The sequence below is a fragment of the Mycobacterium sp. NGS27 genome (assembly GCF_059813005.1).
This window is the reverse complement of record NZ_JCALDT010000009.1, coordinates 88,775-106,444: the sequence shown is the minus strand read 5'-3', so window position 1 is coordinate 106,444 and position 17,670 is coordinate 88,775. Positions and strand designations below refer to the sequence as shown.

General features: G+C 66.8%; 16 protein-coding genes. 10 read left to right on the top strand and 6 right to left on the bottom strand.

The features are described from left to right. Positions 1 to 9: 9 nt before the first annotated feature. A complete protein-coding gene (locus tag AC5Y30_RS22160) occupies positions 10 to 2,256 on the bottom strand; it encodes a molybdopterin-dependent oxidoreductase (RefSeq protein ID WP_499921012.1) in 2,247 nt (748 codons plus the stop codon). Positions 2,257 to 2,439: 183 nt separating this feature from the next. On the opposite strand from AC5Y30_RS22160, the gene AC5Y30_RS22155 reads away from it, so the two are divergent. From AC5Y30_RS22155 to AC5Y30_RS22140, 4 genes are all read left to right on the top strand, one after another. Continuing rightward, a complete protein-coding gene (locus AC5Y30_RS22155; RefSeq protein ID WP_499921010.1) occupies positions 2,440 to 2,625 on the top strand; it encodes a hypothetical protein in 186 nt (61 codons plus the stop codon). Positions 2,626 to 2,728: 103 nt separating this feature from the next. Further along, positions 2,729 to 3,184, top strand: a complete 456-nt coding sequence (locus AC5Y30_RS22150; RefSeq protein WP_499921127.1) for a nuclear transport factor 2 family protein — start codon at positions 2,729 to 2,731, stop codon at positions 3,182 to 3,184. A 205-nt stretch (positions 3,185 to 3,389) separates the two neighbouring features. After that, complete coding sequence (locus AC5Y30_RS22145) at positions 3,390 to 4,784, top strand: WS/DGAT/MGAT family O-acyltransferase (protein WP_499921008.1); 1,395 nt, start codon at positions 3,390 to 3,392, stop codon at positions 4,782 to 4,784. Positions 4,785 to 4,844: 60 nt separating this feature from the next. Continuing rightward, on the top strand, positions 4,845 to 5,726 hold the full coding sequence (locus AC5Y30_RS22140; protein WP_499921006.1) for an alpha/beta fold hydrolase: 882 nt from the start codon (positions 4,845 to 4,847) through the stop codon (positions 5,724 to 5,726). 29 nt (positions 5,727 to 5,755) lie between these two features. Here AC5Y30_RS22140 and AC5Y30_RS22135 read toward each other — a convergent pair whose 3' ends face one another. Genes AC5Y30_RS22135 through AC5Y30_RS22125 form a run of 3 tightly spaced genes read right to left on the bottom strand, consistent with a single transcriptional unit; the run spans position 5,756 to position 8,996 of the window. After that, a complete protein-coding gene (locus AC5Y30_RS22135; protein WP_499921004.1) occupies positions 5,756 to 6,589 on the bottom strand; it encodes a mycofactocin-coupled SDR family oxidoreductase in 834 nt (277 codons plus the stop codon). Then, the gene (locus AC5Y30_RS22130) at positions 6,586 to 7,389 is read right to left on the bottom strand and encodes a mycofactocin-coupled SDR family oxidoreductase (RefSeq protein ID WP_499921002.1); all 804 of its coding nucleotides are present in this window, start codon (positions 7,387 to 7,389) and stop codon (positions 6,586 to 6,588) included. Before AC5Y30_RS22130 ends, AC5Y30_RS22135 begins: the two co-directional genes overlap by 4 nt. Beyond that, entirely contained in the window at positions 7,386 to 8,996 is a 1,611-nt protein-coding gene (locus AC5Y30_RS22125; protein ID WP_499921000.1) for a flavin-containing monooxygenase, read from the bottom strand. The genes AC5Y30_RS22130 and AC5Y30_RS22125 overlap by 4 nt, the downstream gene beginning before the upstream one ends. A 226-nt stretch (positions 8,997 to 9,222) precedes the next feature. Here AC5Y30_RS22125 and AC5Y30_RS22120 point away from each other — a divergent pair, with 226 nt between their 5' ends. The 6 genes from AC5Y30_RS22120 to AC5Y30_RS22095 all read left to right on the top strand — a co-directional run bounded on the left by AC5Y30_RS22120 (position 9,223) and on the right by AC5Y30_RS22095 (position 14,842). Next, complete coding sequence (locus AC5Y30_RS22120) at positions 9,223 to 10,407, top strand: acyl-CoA dehydrogenase family protein (RefSeq protein ID WP_499920998.1); 1,185 nt, start codon at positions 9,223 to 9,225, stop codon at positions 10,405 to 10,407. A gap of 15 nt (positions 10,408 to 10,422) precedes the next feature. Then, on the top strand, positions 10,423 to 11,331 hold the full coding sequence (bphC, locus tag AC5Y30_RS22115; RefSeq protein ID WP_499920996.1) for a biphenyl-2,3-diol 1,2-dioxygenase: 909 nt from the start codon (positions 10,423 to 10,425) through the stop codon (positions 11,329 to 11,331). Then, a complete protein-coding gene (locus tag AC5Y30_RS22110) occupies positions 11,328 to 12,791 on the top strand; it encodes an FAD-dependent oxidoreductase (protein ID WP_499920994.1) in 1,464 nt (487 codons plus the stop codon). Before bphC ends, AC5Y30_RS22110 begins: the two co-directional genes overlap by 4 nt. A gap of 176 nt (positions 12,792 to 12,967) precedes the next feature. Then, positions 12,968 to 13,786: an IclR family transcriptional regulator gene (locus AC5Y30_RS22105; protein WP_499921126.1), complete on the top strand. Its 819-nt coding sequence runs from the start codon at positions 12,968 to 12,970 to the stop codon at positions 13,784 to 13,786. A gap of 92 nt (positions 13,787 to 13,878) precedes the next feature. Then, complete coding sequence (locus AC5Y30_RS22100; protein ID WP_499920992.1) at positions 13,879 to 14,226, top strand: hypothetical protein; 348 nt, start codon at positions 13,879 to 13,881, stop codon at positions 14,224 to 14,226. After that, positions 14,219 to 14,842 carry a Dabb family protein gene (locus AC5Y30_RS22095; protein WP_499920990.1) on the top strand — a complete coding sequence of 208 codons (624 nt, stop codon included), beginning with the start codon at positions 14,219 to 14,221 and terminating at the stop codon, positions 14,840 to 14,842. The genes AC5Y30_RS22100 and AC5Y30_RS22095 overlap by 8 nt, the downstream gene beginning before the upstream one ends. 6 nt (positions 14,843 to 14,848) lie before the next feature. Here the strand turns inward: AC5Y30_RS22095 and AC5Y30_RS22090 are convergent, their stop codons facing one another. Beyond that, positions 14,849 to 15,736 carry an SDR family NAD(P)-dependent oxidoreductase gene (locus tag AC5Y30_RS22090; RefSeq protein ID WP_499920988.1) on the bottom strand — a complete coding sequence of 296 codons (888 nt, stop codon included), beginning with the start codon at positions 15,734 to 15,736 and terminating at the stop codon, positions 14,849 to 14,851. Then, entirely contained in the window at positions 15,733 to 17,661 is a 1,929-nt protein-coding gene (locus tag AC5Y30_RS22085; RefSeq protein WP_499920987.1) for a flavin-containing monooxygenase, read from the bottom strand. Before AC5Y30_RS22085 ends, AC5Y30_RS22090 begins: the two co-directional genes overlap by 4 nt. Positions 17,662 to 17,670 lie beyond the last annotated feature (9 nt).

Here is a 17,670-nt window from a genome sequence, read left to right as displayed (position 1 = left end):
TCCACCGGCTCAGGTGGTCGGCGCCGGCCGGAATCGGGCTTGATCGTCGATGATCGTGACCGGGATGCCGTTGAGCACACCGTTGCCGGACGGCTCGTCGACGAACGTCGGCGGGGACAGCACATTGGTGTTCGCACCGGGCGAGTCGTTGGCGACCGAGATGCGGGTGCCCGGCTTTCCGTGCCCCCAGCCATGCGGCATCGACACCACACCGGGCTTGATGGAGTCGGTGATTTCGACCGGCACCTTGATCTCGCCTGCCTCGGATTTCACGGTCACGATCTCGTTGTCGGTGACGCCGCACCGGGCCGCGTCGTCGGGGTGAATCAGCAACGTGCACCGGTCTTTCCCCCTCATCAGCGCGGGCACGTTGTGCAGCCAGCTGTTGTTGGATCGCAGGTGCCGCCGGCTCACGAGGACGAGCGGCTCGGCGGGGCGATCCATGCGCGCGGCGAGCCGCGGCAGGTCGTCGAGCAGATACTGCGGGGCGAGCCGGATCTTCTTGTCGGGCGTGCCAAGCAGGTCGGGCAGTTGCGGCACCATCGGCCCGAAGTCGATGCCGTTCGGGTTGGCCTTGAGCAGGTCCAGGGTGAGCCCACCCGGGTTCTTGCCGTACTGGTCGCCGAAGGGCCCGGTGCGCAATGTGAGGTCGAGCATTCGTTCCGGGCCGCCGCGCTCGTACAGCTTGCGGATCTGTTCCCCGTCGAGCCCTCTGGTGAAGGCCAGATAATCGAAGAAGCCGTCGTCGATCGCGGCGACATCGACGTCTTCGGCGGGGGTTCCGGTGCACAGGCCCGTCAGCCGGATCAGGATCTCCCATTCGTGCGGGCGATCGCCCGGATCGAATACCGGCGCAGAATAATTCGCGATGCTGCGGATGGCGAAGAGCAGGATCAGGTCGTCGTGGTGCGGCTGCTCGAGCGGGGACAGGCCGGGCAGGATCACGTCGGCGTGCCGCGTCGTCTCGTTGAGCCAAAGGTCAACGGAGATCATCGCTTCCAGCATCGGCAGTACTTCGTCGAGCTTGTCCCCGGCGGGGGTGGACAGCACCGGATTTCCCGCGACCGTGATCAGTGCCTTGAGCTGCCCATCACCCGGTGTGGCGATCTCCTCGGCCATGCACGACACCGGGGCCTGGCCGAGCACCTCCTTGGCGCCGCGGACCCGAGTGTGCCAACGACCGAATTCCGGCGCACCGCCCTCGAGTCCGGGCAGCGGTTCGGTGGTGATCGACCATGCCGCCGGTTTGGGGAACATCGCCCCGCCGGGGGTGTCGAAATGCCCGATGAGGATGTTGACGACGTCGACCAGCCAGCTGGCCAGACTGCCGAACTCCTGGTTGCACAGGCCGATTCGGCCGTATACCACCGATTTCTCGGTGCCGGCCAGCTCGCGGGCCAGCCGGCGAATGCGGTCCTCGTCGATGCCCGTGACGGCGCTGACCCGTTCGGGTGGCCAGTCCGCGACGGCGCGCCGCATGGTGTCGACACCGTCGACGTGCGGGCCAGGGTTGACGAGGTCTTCGTCGAACAGGGTGTGTGCGACGGCCAGCAACAGGGCCGCGTCGGTTCCCGGCACGATGGGAAGCCACTCGTCGGCGCGCGCGGCGGTCAGGGTTCGCACCGGGTCGATCACGATCACCTTGCCGCGGTTGCGAATCCCGTCGATCAGGTTCATGACGTTGGGCGCGGCCAACAACGAACCTTGTGACGCGGCCGGGTTGGCGCCCATGATCACCAGCAGGTCGGTGCGTTCGATGTCGGGGACCGGGAAGTTCCACCACCGCCCGTACATCAGATGCGAGGACAGGTTCTTCGGCCATTGGTCGACCGTGCCCGGCGAATACGTGACCGGCATGCCGGACATGCCCATCAGCACGCCCGCGTAGCGGGCCAGCGAGAACGAATGCGCCAGCGGGTTTCCGGTGTAGGCGGTGACCGCCTTGATGCCGTATTTCTCGATCACCGGGGTCAACAGCTCGGTGCAGCGGCGAAACGCCGCGTCCCAGCTGACTTCCCGCCACTTGCCGTCGACCTTGATCATCGGCTGGCGGATGCGGTCCGGATCGTCGTGCAGCGCCGCAAGCGAGGTGCCTTTGGGGCATAGATGTCCGCGGCTCCACACGTCGTCGCGGTTGCCGCGAATGCTGGTGACTTTTCCGTTTTCGGGGCCACCCTCGACGTGAATTGCCAAGCCGCACATGGCTTCACACAACGGACACGTGCGCAGGTGCGTACCGTCTTCGCCCGGTCTCATCCACCCACTGTATTCCGCTACCGCTGGTAGCGGAAGTGTTGAACAGATTCTTGCTCAGCCGGCCAAGGGCCCGCCGCCGCCGGCCTCCGAGACAGATTTGAATTTGGCCAGTCGACTGTACATGCGTGCTGCGCCCGCCCTAACGTCAAAGCACCAGCACGTAACCCGGAAGGAATCGGCTAGTTGAGCACCGACCATCAGCAGCCCGCGGGCATCGAATACCTGCGTGGTGAGCTGCTCGATCGCGTTGACGCGCAGCCCTGGGAAGACTGGTCGCCGGCGTTGCTGCGTGCCCTGATTGCCGTCTTCGACCTGAACGGGGTCACGCCCACGGCCCGGTACGGTTTCCGGCCCCACATCGTCAGGTAACGCGACCGCGAAAGGCCAACTGCCGGCGCGATTCTCGAGAGCGGACGTCGGCAAGGCACTGGCGCTATTAGGCTCCGTCATACCCAGGCGAGGAGTCGTGACGGTGGAGATGTGGGAATTGATCGCCCGCGAGCGGATCCGGGACACCCTGGCGCGCTACAACTGGTCGGGTGACGCCGGACGACTCGACGGCCTGGCGGGCACTTTCTGTACGGACGGCATCCTCGAAATACGTGGTTTCGAACCGCTGCGCGGGCGTCGGGAGATCGCGGCTTTCTTGAGCGGCGTCACCGGAAAGATCGCCGTAGCAGCCGACGTGAACCCCCTTGTGCGGCATAACGTCACGAACGTGTTGTTTGTCGAGGTGGCGCCCGGGCGGGCCCGGGTCGATTCCTATTTCACCGTGGTCACCCACATCGGGCTCGACCACTACGGCCGTTACCGCGACATCCTGGTACCCGAGGATGAAGCCTGGCTGATCAAGCACCGCAAGGTTTCGACAGACTGGGCGGCACCGGACTCGGCGATGGCCCGCGGGAATCCCGGAACGAGGCGATGACGGCGAGCGCCCCGGCGCTCCGCGGCCGCGGGGCGGCGATCTTGGCGATGCACCGGCGGAATGTTTGCCGAAACGGCCCGAACGGCTACAGATAAGAGTCACACCAAAGATTGCGGTCGCCCTGATGGCGTGTCCCCGCGGCAGCTCCGGGGTGACCGCCGGTCACGTGACCAGCGGTCATGGCCGCGCAATAGAGACGAGCAATATGCAACGACTTAGTGGATTAGACGCGTTCTTCTTATATCTGGAATCGCCGACGCAACCTTTGAATGTTTGCTGCGTCCTGGAGATGGACCCGACTACGATGCCGGGGGGCTACACGTTCGAACGCTTCCAGAAGGCGCTGTCGGTGTGGCTGGACGCGGTGCCCGAATTCCGCCTCAAGCTGGCCGACAACCAATTGAACTTCGATCATCCGGTGTGGGTGGACGACGATCGTTTCGACCTGTCTCGCCACCTGCACCGCGTCGCCCTGCCCTCGCCCGGAGGGCCCAAAGAATTAGCGGACATCTGCGGCCACGTCGCCGGGCTTTCGCTTGATCGGGATCGTCCGCTGTGGGAGATGTGGGTGATAGAGGGCCTGCACGGTAGCGACGCGCTGGCCGTCGTCCTCAAGATCCACCACGCGGTGGTCGACGGCGTGGGTGGAGCCAACCTGCTGGCGCAGTTGTGCAGCGCCACGCCCGACGCCGCCCCACCGAAACCGGCCGAGCGCATGGGCGTGGCGAATCCGCTGCTGATCGCCGCCACCGGGCTGATCGGCGCGGCACTGCGGCCCTGGCGTCTGGCCAGAGTCGTGCCGTCGACGGCGCTGACCCTGGCGCAAACCGTGTTGCGTGCGCGCGGCGGTGGGCAGACGATGGCGGCACCGTTCGCCGCACCCCAGACGGCGTTCAACGGCACGTTCACCCGGCGCCGCAACATCGCCCTGACCAGCGTGGACCTCGAGGACGTGAAGACCGTCAAGCGCCGGTTCGGGGTGACGGTCAACGACGTCGTGACGGCGATGTGCGCGGGGGCGCTGCGGCAGTATCTGCAGGACCGCGACGCGCTGTCGGAGCTCCCCCTGGTCGCCAGCGTGCCCGTGTCCGTCCGCGACCAATCGACCCGGGCGGGCCGCAACCAGATGACCTGGATGCTCTGCCGGCTCGAAACCCACATCGAAGACCCCGTTGAACGGTTGGCGAGCATTGCCGCCGGGAACGCGGCGGCCAAGGACCACTCCGCGGCGCTGGGCCCGACCCTGCTGCACGACTGGACGCAAGTGGCCGGCCAGGCCATGTTCGGCGCGGCCAGGAAGCTGCTACCGCGCCTGCCTCTGCCCGACAAGCCGCCACACAGTCTGGTGCTGTCCAACGTCCCCGGCCCACAAGAACAGCTCTACTTCCTGGGGTGCCGGCTCGACGCGATGTATCCGCTCGGCCCGATCATTGCCGGCGCCGCGCTCAACATCACCGTGATGTCGCTCAACGGCCGGCTTGGCGTCGGCATCATCTCCTGCCCCGATCTCGTACCCGACCTGTGGGACCTCGCCGACGCTTTCCCCGCCGCACTCAAAGAGCTGTTGAATTGCGGCGAGCGCGCCCACGATCCGCGCTAGGCGGCCCAGTCAGCGGAACCCGGTCCGCCGTCGCGGCCGCGGCATGGCAGGGTGACATCCGTGGCAGACACTTCTGAATCGACGATGATCACGGCGCAGGATCTGCGTGAAATCAGTACGGAAAAGGGCGCTTTGCGCTACCACGACAGCGGCGGGCCGGCGTCCGCTCCGGTGCTGCTTTTCCTGCACGGATCCGGTCCCGGTGTCACGGGCTGGCGCAACTTCCGCGGCGTGCTGCCCGCCTTCGGCGCCCACTATCGATGCCTGATCCTGGAATTCCCCGGTTTCGGCGTGAGCGACGACTTCGGCGGCCATCCGATGGTCACCGCGTTCGGCACGGTGACGCCCTTCCTCGACGCGCTGGGCGTCGAGAAGGTGCATATCGTCGGCAACTCGATGGGCGGCGGCGTCGGGATCAACTTCGCGACCCATAATCCGGCGCGCGTCGATCGGTTGGTGACCATCGGCGGCATCGGCACCAACATCTTCAGTCCCAGTCCCAGCGAAGGCATTCGGCTGCTGCAGGAGTTCGTCGAGGACCCCACGCGGCAACGCCTGGTCGACTGGCTCAAGTCGATGGTCTACGACCAGGCCCTGGTCACCGAACAGCTGATCGAGGAACGCTGGCAGCTGGCCACCGATCCCGAAACCCTGGCCGCGGCGCGGCGCATGTACGGCAAGGCGGCGTTCGCCGGCATGAACGCCGCGATGAACGCCTCCGACCGGCCACTGCCGTGGGCCACCATGCACAAGCTCACCGCTCCCACCCTGCTGACGTGGGGCCGCGACGACAGGGTGAGTCCGCCGGACATGGCGCTGATCCCGATGCGCACCATCCCCAACGCGGAACTGCACGTCTTCCCCAACTCGGGGCACTGGGCGATGATCGAGGCCAAGGACGCGTTCGAAAGCACCGTGCTGGCGTTCCTATCGCGCAGCTAACCGGCGGCGATCGCGAGCGCGGCGCTCCTCTATCGCTGCGTGGCCCCGGCGTCGACGGGCAGGACGATCGCGGTGATGTAGCGCGCCTCGTCGGAGGCCAGGAACAGCGCCGCGTTGGCCACGTCCTCCGCGTCCACCCACGGCACCGCGAGCATGTTCATCGAGCGCGCGGCTTCGGCGAATTCCTCGCGCGTGGGCGGGCGGTCCAGGTCGGGCCGGAATGCGCTACTGACGAGGTCATTCTGGATCATCGGTGTGTCGACGTTGGTCGGGTTGACGCAGTTGACCCGAACGCCATGCGGTGCAAGCTCATTCGCCAGCGAGCGCATCAAGCCGATCACGCCGTGCTTGGCGGCGGTGTAATGCGCGACGCCGACCAGACCGCGCAGCCCCGCGATCGAACTCGTCAGGATCATCGACCCCGCCCCGCGCGCGATCAGGTGTGGGGCCGTGGCGCGGCAGGTATGCCACACGCCGGTGAGGTTGACGTCGAGCATGGTGCGCCAGGCGTTCTCGTCGAGGTCGACCGCCATGCCGCGCGACGTGATTCCCGCGGTCGCACAGACCACGTTCAGGCCGCCGAACCGCTGGACGCCGCGATCGGTGGCCGCCTGCAGACCGGAAAGGTCACGCACGTCGACGATTTCGGCGTGCACCCGCCCGCCCGCCTCGCTCACCAGCGACGCGGTGGTGTCGAGGTCGGCCGGGGTGCTGGGTGGGATGGTCACCGTGTCGACCGGGCCGCACACGTCGAGCGCGACAATGTCCGCGCCCTCCCGCGCGAACCGCACCGCTTGCGCGCGACCGATCCCGCGGGCCGCACCGGTGATCAGGGCGACCTTGTTGTGGAGCCGTCCGGTCATGTCGTCTTCTGCGTCAGACCGGCGTCGACGACGAGCTGGGTGCCGGTGATGTAGCGGGCCGCATCCGAGGCCAGAAACAGCACGGCATTGGCGATGTCGACGGGCTCGACCCAGGGAACCGGAAGCAGGTTCCGTGCCTGCAGGACCTCGGCCGCGTCGGCAGCTGTCGGGTTGTCCAGGTCCGGTCGCAGGCGCCGAAAAGTGGCCTCGTTCAGCACCATCGGGGTGGCGACCGCGCCGGGATGCACGGTGTTGACCCGGATGCCGCGCGGCCCTAGCTCGTTGGCCAGCGTGCGGGCCAAACCGACCACCGCGTGCTTGCTGGCGGTGTAGTGGGCGGTATTCGCCGTACCACGAATGCCGCTGGTGGAGCTGATGATGACAACGGAGCCACCGTCGGCACCCATGTGCGGCACGCTCGCCCGGATCGTATGCCAGACGCCGGTGAGGTTGATGTCGAGCGTTCGCTGCCAGACCTGTGGGTCGAGTTCCCAGGATGGCGCGCCGGGCAGGTGGACTCCGGCGTTCGCGACCACGATGTCGAGGCGGCCCAACTCGGCTACGCCGGTGTCGATGGCGGCGGTCACCGCCGCGAGGTCGCTGACGTCGGCCAAGCCGGTCACACACCGTCGACCGCGGTCCTCGACTCCCCTTGCGGTGTCGCGCAACTCGTCGGCAGCGGTGTCGGCGTCGAGAGCGATCACGTCGGCGCCTTCGTCGGCGAAGCGCTGACAGTGCACCCGCCCGGTGCCTTTGGCGGCGCCGGTGACCACGACGACCTTGTCGAGTGATCCCGTCATCGTTCGATCAAATCGAAGCCGCGGTAGCCTGCGCCGGCGACCTCGGCGCAGATGTCGTTGTAGGTGGCGAACCCCCCGACGAACAACATGAAGCCCCTTGGTTTTCCGGGCACGTTCGCCCCCATGTACCAGGAGTTCGCCTTGGTGAACAGCGTCGCCTCGGCCCGGCGGGCGCATTCGGCACCCCAGCCGTCCACGCTGTCGACGGTGGCTTCCAGCGCGGCGTAACCGTGTTGGTCGAGGTAGGCGATGGCTTCCGCGATCCAGTTCACCTGAGCCTCCGCGTGCAGCACCATGTTCGCCAGCACCGCGGGCGCTCCCGGGCCCGAGATCAAGAACAGGTTGGGAAAACCGTCGACGCCCAATCCCAGATAGGTGCGCGGTCCGTGCGCCCAGTCCTGGTGCAGCGTCGTGTCGCCGCGTCCCACGATGTCGATGCTGTCCAGCGCCCCGGTCATCGCATCGAAACCGGTTGCCAGCACGATCATGTCGAGGTCGTAGTGCGCCTCGTCTGTGTTGATGCCCGCGGCATCGATCGAGTCGATCGGTGTGTTGCGGACACTGATAAGCGACACGTTGGGCCGGTTGAACGTCTGAAAGTAGTTGCTGTCGGTGCAGATTCGCTTGGTTCCGATCGGATGGTCGGTGGGGATCAGCAGGTCGGCGACGGCCGGATCGTCGATGACGGCCCGGACCTTCTCCTCGTAGAACCTGCGGGCCTCGTCGTTGGCCTCCAGGTCGGTCATCTGGTCGGGGAACGTCTTGGAGAACAGCACACCGCCGAGCTGCCAACGCTTTTCGAACGCCGCGCGACGCTCGTCGGCGCTGAATTGCATCGTCGGCTTCGGGGCGGTGAGGTGCGGTGAACCCCCGCCGCTGCGCCACGACAACGCGCGCCGCTGCGCATAACCGGCCTTGATCTCGTCGAGCTCGTCGGCGGTCAAGGGCTTGTTGCCCGCCGGGACGCTGTAGTTGGGGGTGCGCTGGAAGACGTACAGGTGCGCCGCCTGCTCGGCGATGATCGGAATCGATTGAATGCCCGAGGATCCGGTGCCGACGACTGCGACCCGCTTGCCGGTGAAGTCGACGGGCTCGCGTGGCCAGTGCGCGGTGTGGTGGATCTCGCCCGCAAAAGTATCCAACCCGGGGAAATTCGGCGTTATAGCGGCGGACAGGGGCCCCGTAGCCATCAGACAGAATCGTGCCGAGAGCACAAGCCCGGTGTCGGTGGTGACCGTCCAGCGCAGTGTCGACTCGTCCAGCACGGCGGAGAGCACGCGGGTGTCGAATGCGATGTCGCGGCACAGGTCGAGTTTGTCGGCGACCCACTTCAAGTATTCGAGGATCTCGGATTGGGTCGCGTACTTCTCCGTCCAGCGCCACTCTTGCTGGAGTTCCTCGGAGAACGAGTAGCAGTAGTCGACGCTCTCGACGTCGCAGCGCGCGCCGGGATACCGGTTGTAGTACCAGGTGCCACCCAGCTCGGGCGCCGCCTCCAGCACCCGGACCGAGAGGCCTTGGCTGCGCATTTTGTGCAAGGCGTACAGGCCGGCGAACCCCGCGCCGACCACGACGACATCGAGGGACTGTTGCCCGGCATCGTTCACAAGCAGTCACCGTAGGGCCTGACGCGCGGCGGACCGTTGCCCTTCCCGGTCACCGGACGGTTCGCAGGAGATTTCCCGGCCACCGGCCGGCCGGAGCCTATGTTCACGTCGGATTCTTCAATGCCGGGTGTCCGCTCATCGGGATTTCCTTTGGGACGGCGCGGGACTGCGGTAGACCATTACTAGGCCCACACACGTTAGGGCCATGACACTTAAGGACAACGATATGAGCGACCGGGTACTCGATCAGGTTGTGGCCATGGCCGACCAGTTGCGCGACCAAGCCGCGGAAGCCGAGCGCATCGGCCGGCTCACCGACGACACCGTCAAGATGATGAAGGGCGCCGGCCTGATCCGGCTGCTGCAGACCAAGCAATACCAGGGCTTCGAGGTCCACCCGCGTGAGTTCGCCGAGACGACGATGGCCACCGCGGCACTGGATCCGGCGGCCGGCTGGATCGTCGGCGTCGTCGGCGTGCACCCTTACCAGTTGGCTTACGCCGACCCCAAGGTTGCCGCCGAAATCTGGGCCGACGACGTCGACACCTGGATGGCGTCGCCGTATGCGCCGCAGGGTGTGGCCAAACCCGTCGACGGCGGGTATCTGTTCAACGGCCGCTGGCAGTTCAGTTCGGGCACCGACCACTGCGACTGGATCATCCTGGGCGCCATGCTCGGCGACGAGAAGGGCATCCCGTTGATGCCGCCGCAGATGCTGCACATGATCCTGCCGCGCAAGGACTACGAGATCGTCGACGACTCGTGGAATGTGGTGGGGCTGCGTGGAACCGGCTCCAAGGACGTCATCGTCAAGGACGCGTTCGTGCCCAGCTACCGGACCATGGAAGCGACCAAGGTGATGGACGGCACCGCCCAGCGCGAGGCCGGCATGACCGAGCCGCTGTACCTGATGCCGTGGTCGACGATGTTCCCGCTGGGCATCTCCGCGGCGACCATCGGCATCGCCGAAGGGGCGCTGGCCGCGCATCTGGACTATCAGCGTGAGCGCGTCGGCGCCACCGGGACCGCGATCAAGGACGACCCCTACGTCATGCACGCGATCGGCGAGGCGGCCGCCGACATCAACGCGGCGCGCCAGGAGCTGCTGGCCAATGCCGACCGCATCTACGACATGGTCGCGGCCGGCAAGGAGGTGTCGTTCGCCGACCGGGCGGCCGGGCGCCGAACGCAGGTGCGCGCGGTGTGGCGTGCGGTGTCCGCGGTCGACGAGATCTTCGCCCGCTCGGGCGGTAATGCCGCGCGCATGGACAAACCGCTGCAACGCTATTGGCGTGATGTGCACGTCGGGCAGATGCATGCCATCCATGTCCCCGGCACCACGTATCACGCGTCGGCGCTGAGTTCGATCGGCATCGATCCGCCCGAGGGCCCGCTGCGGGCCCTGATCTGAGCAGGAGACCCATTCGTGAGTGACCTGAAAAGCCTGGGCTACATCACCATTTCGACCAACGACATCGACCGCTGGCGGCAGTTCGCCTTCGGGGTGCTCGGTTTCGCGGAGGGCAAGGGGCCCGATCCGTCGGCGCTGTATCTGCGGATGGACGAGCGGGCGGCCCGGCTCATCGTGGTGCCCGGTGAGACCGACCGGGTGCTGACCGTCGGCTGGGAAGTGCGCGACCACCCGGCGCTGCTGCGCGTGCAGGCAGCCCTCGACGGCGCCGGTGTGGCGTACAAACAGTTGTCCGCCGACGATGCCGAGGCGCGCCGCGTCGAAGAGGTGATCACCTTCGAGGACCCCGCCGGCACCACGCTGGAGGTGTTCCACGGCGCGGTGCTCGACCACAGCCCGGTCGTCACGCCGTTCGGCGCAAGATTCGTCACCGGCGACCAGGGCATGGGCCACGTGGTGGTGCCGGCCACCGACGCAGGCGGCCTGTTCGACTTCTACACCGAGGTCCTCGGGTTTCGCGCCCGTGGTGCGTTCCGGGTGCCGCTGCCCAAAGAGTTCGGCCCGGTGCGGGTCAGGTTCCTGGGCATCAACGAGCGCCACCACAGCCTGGCGATCGTCCCGGCCGCACACCAGCGCGACCCGCGCCTGGTCCACATCATGGTGGAGGTCGACACCCTGGACGCGGTGGGGCAGGCGCTCGACCGGGTCAACGCCGAGGGATTCCAGCTGTCGTCCACCCTCGGGCGCCACACCAACGACAAGATGGTGTCGTTCTACGTCCGTGCACCCGGTGACTGGGATATCGAATTCGGCACCGACGGCATGCGGGTCAACGAAACCTATTACACCGCAGAGGAAATCACCGCCGACAGCTACTGGGGCCACCAGTGGGTCGGCGAAATGCCGGCAGCGATGCGGATGTGACCGAATCGGACGTGACGCCGGTCCCCGCGTCATCGATCACCTCGTGGGATGACGAGGCCGACGTCGTCATCGCCGGGTACGGCATCGCCGGGGCGGCGGCGGCCGTCGAGGCGGCCCGGTCCGGCGCCGACGTCTTGGTGCTGGAGCGCACCGGCTCCTGGGGCGGCGCCGCATCGATGGCCGGCGGCTTCATCTATCTCGGCGGCGGCACACCGATCCAAAATGCCTGTGGCTTCACCGATTCCGTCGACAACATGGCGGCCTTCCTCAATGTCGCGATGGGCCCCGGCGCCGACGAGGACAGGATCGCCGACTACTGCGCCGGCAGCGTCGCCCACTTCGAATGGCTGGTCGGCTGCGGTGTGCCGTTCAAGGCGGAGTTCTTCTCCGAACCCGGCTGGGAGCCGATGGGCGACCAGGGGCTGATGTACAGCGGAGGCGAAAACTCCTTCCCGTTCAACACCATTGCCTCCCCCGCGCCGCGTGGGCACGTGCCGCAGATGCAGAACAAGAAGCAGGGCGAGGCCAGCGCCGGCTACATGCTGATGAAGCCCCTGGTGGAAACCGCCACCGCGGCCGGCGTGCGGGCGCGCTACGACGTGCGGGTGTCGCGGCTGATCACCGAATCCGACGGCCGGGTGGTCGGCATCCGCGCCCGCCGGTACGGCACCGAGATGAGCATCCGGGCGCGCACCGGGGTGGTGCTTGCGACCGGGAGCTTCGCCTACAACGACGCGATGGTCGCGCGCTACGCGCCGCGGATCGCCGGCCGGCCCGCCGCGTCGATCGAGCAGCACGACGGGCAGGCGATCCGGATGGCGCAGGCCCTAGGTGCCGACCTGGCCCACATGGACGCCACCGAGGTCGCGATCTTCATCGACCCACAGCAGCTGGTGCGCGGCATCCTGGTCAACGGCCGCGGTCAGCGCTACGTCGCCGAGGACACCTACCCGGGCCGGATCGGGCAGCTCACCCTCTACCAGCAGGACAACGTCGCCTATCTGATCATCGACGGCGACGCGCAGGAGGAGGCGATGGCCTCGTGGTCGCCGAAGTTCATGCTGCGCCCCGCGACCTGGGTGGCCGATACCGTTGCCGACCTGGAACGGGATATGGGGCTGCCGATCGGCTCGCTGCAGGCGACCGTCGCCGCCTACAACGAGGGCGCCGCGCGCGGCGAGGATCCGCTGCTGCACAAGAAGCCGGAGTGGATCAAGCCGATCGGCTCCCCCATCGGCGCCGTCGACCTGCGGGAGAACACCGGCGGATTCACCCTGGGCGGCCTGGCCACCACCCTGGACGCCGAGGTACTGCACGTCAGCGGCGCGCCCATTCCGGGACTCTTCGCCGCCGGGCGGTGCACCGCAGGCCTGGCCGCGTGGGGTTATGCCAGCGGCGTCTCGCTGGGTGACGGCAGCTTCTACGGCCGCCGCGCCGGCCGCTCCGCGGCCAAGGGCTGACTCGCCGACCCCGCGAGCAGACACAAAAGCACCCGTGCGCCTGGCGTGTCGGGTGCTTTTGTGTCTGCTGGGCAATATCGGTCTGCGCGCCATGTGACAGCGACCACAGCGGTGTGGTACAACAGATGTTCCTAATAGGAATATGCCAGCCAGATAGTTCTAGCCAGGAGGGCCGGATACCAGTGACCGCGGAATCAGCCACACCCACGGCGGTCATCGACCGCATCTCGCTCGTCCTGGATGCCTTCGAGGGCCCCGGCCGGCTGACCCTGGCCCAGATCGTCCGGCGCACCGGGTTGCCGCGCTCGTCGGCGCACCGGATGCTCGAGCGCCTGGTGCAGCTGCGCTGGCTGCGCCGCAGCGGCCGCGACTACGAGTTGGGCATGCGACTGGTCGAGCTGGGCTCGCTGGCGGTGCATCAGGACCGCCTGGTGCGCGCCGCCGGTCCCCTGCTGGGCGAATTGCACCGCGCCACAGGGCTCGTCGTGCACCTCGCGGTTCTGGACGGGCCCGACGTGGTCTACCTCGACAAGGTCGGCGACTCGCCGCTGGCGCCGATACCCACGCGGGTGGGCAGCCGTCAGCCCGCGCACTGCACCGCCGTCGGCAAGGCGATCCTGGCTTACCGTGACGAGGATGCCCCGGTGGATCTGCGGGTGCGCAGAACGAAGTATTCGATCGCCACCGGCTCGCAGCTGGCCGTCGAGTTGTCCCGGGTGCGCGCGCACGGCGTCGCCTTCGAACGCGAGGAATCGCTGCCCGGATTCGGTTGCATCGCAGCGCCGATCGGCAGTCCGGGCGAGGCAGTCGCCGCGGTCTCGGTGTGCGGCCCCATGAAGCGCATGATGTTCGATCAGCGGTTGGCCGCCCCCGTCCGGATGACGGCGATGGGCATCTGGCGCAATGTCGAAGACGGCCCGCGGCGGGTTGCGCCAACCCTGCAACCGTTGCGTCCTCTGCGTCCCGTGCCGCCGCGCGCCTTGCAGTACGCATGAAGCAGTACGCATGAACATCGTTCGTACACGGCGCCTCCCAATGGACGGGACTTACCGGTGTCCAACGCAAGACAGCGCCATACCCTTTGCATATGGCCAACGGTGAGATTTTCGTCATCGACCGTGTCGTCACGCGGCCCGGTTGTGCCAGGGAGTTCGTCGACACCTACCTCAACGAGTACGCGCCGGCCGCACGCGACCGCGGCATGACGCTGCGCAACATCTTGGTCAGCCCGCCGATCTGGTTCGACGATCAAACCAACACCGTGACGGTCACCTGGTCACTGCCCAGCCTGCAGGCCTGGTGGGAGATGACGTGGCAGGGCCGGCCGGACCCGACTCTGGGGCCATGGTGGGAAGGCATCGGCGATCTCGTCGAGACGCGGGGGCGCAGCGTGGCCGCGGCGGCCACAGACGTCGATCGACTTTGCGATGTATAGCGTGACCCGGCTGCTCGACGTCGTCGAGCACGATCGCGACCGGGTCCTGAGCGCCGTGCGCGCTGGTGCCGCAAACACCGGGGCGCAATGCCAACTCATCGAGCCGACGCTGCCGGGTACACGCAACGGCGGCGACGTCCTGGTGCATTTGCGCTTCGGCGCCGAAGGCCAATGGCATTCCGCCGAGTCCGATTTCGCAGCCCTGTTCGAGGATCCCGCGATCACCGCCATCAACGGCGCCTGCTATTCGGGTGCGGCTTCGTGCAGCGGCGCAACCGGCACCGTCTATCGCGCACTGCTGCTGTGTGTGCGTCCCGGCACCGCCGCCGACACCATCGCGCGCTTCGAAGACGAGCTGCGCTTAATGCCGCGGTATGTCAAGACGATCACCGCCTGGCAGCTGAGCCGTGTCGAGCAAGCGATCGGGATTCAGGAGTGGACCCACGTGTTCGAGCAGGAATTCACCGACGTCGAAGGGCTGATGGGCCCGTACCTGATGCATCCGATCCACTGGGCGGTCGTGGACCGCTGGTTCGATCCCGAGTGCCCCGAGGTCATCGTCCGGAACCCGGTGTGCCACAGCTTCTGCGCGATCACCGACCCGGTGCTGAGCTGAATCCGGCTAAACCCCCGCAGGCAGGATGTTCGGATTGGCCGTCGTCGGTGGCCGCAGCGCAGGTAGCTCACTTTTGCCGTCCAGAGTGCGAACTCGCAACCGCTGCGACCACGGATAGTGCAGGCTGAAGGCGACCAATCCGGTGCGCTCAGCCGCAGGAAGATGACACATCGCCAGCACGGTCTCGGCCAGGTATTCCACGGGTTCGGTAGGAAACGAGTCGGGAATCAACTGGGCCGCACCGGGTGTCCGCACCGCCGTCGATGGGCCCACACAATTGACCGCGATGTTGGCGTCGAGCAGTTCCGCCGCGACACCCTGCGTAAAGCGGTGCAACGCGGCCTTCACGGACCCGTAGACCACGTCGCCCGACGTCTTGTTGTAGTCGCGGTACGGCCTCACCGGCGCCACCCCGGTCACCGACCCGATGTTGACGATCCAGCCCGCGCCTTGCTTGCGCATATGGGGCACTGCGGCTTTCGTCAGGACGAAAGGCGTGCGCAGGTAGTGCTCCACGGTACGGTCGAATGTCTCCAGACCCATCTTTTCGATCACCGCGTAGTCGGCGAAGCCCGCGTTGTTGACCAGGATGTCGATACGGCCGGTGCGGTCGAGCACCCGGTCGATCAGACCGGCACGGGCGCCGTCGTCCTCGATGTCGACGTCCAGCCCGAACGCCGAGCCTCCGGCGTCCTCAATCAGGGCGATCGTCTCATCGATCGTTCCGGGCAGTACCGCAGCGAACCCCGCCCGGGTGGATTGCGAGGGTGTGTGGTTTCGCGCCGTCACCGCGACCGTGGCGCCCTCGGCGGCCAGTCGCTGCGCGATCGCCCGGCCGATCCCGCGGCTACTGCCGGTCACCAAAGCCGTTCTACCGGAGAGTAATTCGGTCATCGAAACTCGAAATGCTCTTCGATCGGCGCTCGGTGTTCATGCCAGAGGTCGACCAGCCGGTACGGAGTCGCCACCACGACGCGCCCCGAGCCGGACCGGTAATAGGTGTGCGCATTCGGGGTGTGGCACCACACCGTACCGGCCATGGCCTCGTCGATCGCGGCCACATAGTCGTCGTAGGCCTGTTGTGTGACCTCCATCGTCGTCGCGCCGCGCAGCGCCATCAGTTGCAGACATTCGATGATGTAGTGCGACAGCACTTCCATCGAGAAATTGGCGCCGGCTCCGTGACCGGGACTGTAGTTCGGGGCCGAGTTGATGAACAGGTTGGGAAAGCCGGGCACGGTGCCCCCGCGGTAGGCACGGGGGCTGTCACCCCACTCGTCGGTGAGCTTGCGCCCGCCGCGGCCGCGAATATCGATGGTGGACAAGAAATCAAGGTGATAACCGGTGGCATAGATGATCACGTCGAGATCGATCTGCCTACCGTCTTGCGTGACAATGCCTTTGGCGTTGACGGCGGCCGGCTCGCTGGCTTCCACATCGACATGCTCACGGGTCAGAGCCTGGTAGTAACCACCCGGGTCACGGATGATTCGCTTGCCGTAGGGGGCAAAATCCGGCGTCACCTTCTTCGCCAGCTCAGTTCCCGAACCAAAGGTTGCGTGGATGTAGTCCAGACACATACGCAAAAGCACGTCGTTCGCGGGCGAGATGGATAGATGCGCTTCCGCCCACTCCGGGTCACGTAGGATCACCGGATAGTTGTTGTCCGCCGTGCCCCAATAGGACTTCAGCCTGTGCCACTTGGCGTAATGCGGAAGGTGACGGCCGAGATAGCGGCGGTACTCGGGTACGTCGTCGGTCAGCCGCCTGCGCGGCGCCACCCAGTGCGGCTGGCGCTGAAACACGGTGAGGTGCCCGACTTCGTCCACACAGGCGTCAACGATCTGCACCGCCGTGCAGCCGGCACCGATGATCGCCACCCGCTTGCCCGTGAGGTCTAGCGATGTGTCCCACCGCGCGGAGTGAACGCTGGTGCCCGCGAACGCCTCCCGGCCCGGTAGGTCCGGCCACCGCGGCCTGTTGAGGTAGCCAGCGGCGGTGATGACCACCCGCGAGTGAGTGACGTCATGGTTACCGTCGCGGTCGACCGAGTGGACCTGCCAATGGGCGCGGTCCTCATCCCACCACAGGGCCGTCACCTCGGTGCCGAATCGTATGTGCTCACGCAGTCCGTGCTTGTCGGCCAACGCAACGAGATAGGCCTGGTACTCGGCTCCCTGCGGATAGTAGCTCGTCCATTCGGGATTCACCTCGCGCGACAACGAGTAGTACGCCGAGGGGGTGTCGACCCCGATGCCGGGGTAGGTCGTGGTCAACCATGTTCCCCCGACTTCGTCGTTGCGATCGATGATCTCGTAGTCGACCCCGGCTTCGGCGGCCGCCAGCGCAGCGATGATGCCGGCGATTCCCGCACCGATGATGACCACGTTCGTCGATTCAGGGATCGGTACTCGTTGCGGCAGCGTCGGCCGCGCGAGTCGAAAGCCGCCCTGCTCGAACAGCAGTGGAACGAACTCGTCGTCCACCTCCGAGCCCAACGCCAGCGGAAGCAAGCGCCTGAACAGTTCGGGATCATCCACGGGCGGTGCACTCGCTCGCCGACTTTCGGCCAGGGCGGCAACCAGCGCGCTCACCAATTCCTCCGTCGTGTCGTCGTCGGTGACGCCGGCCCGCTCCGGGGGATCCGGGACGTGGGAAATCTTCGGCCCGAACTTCTCGATCACCGAGGAGTCGCCGGTCAGCTGAGTCAGGACTGCGACCAGCACGCCAGGGTCGGCCTGGCCGAGGTTCGCCCGCAGCTCCTCTAGATCGAGCGTGGCCGAACCGGGCGGCGCCGTCGATTCAGTGGCGGAGGTCATGGCACTGAG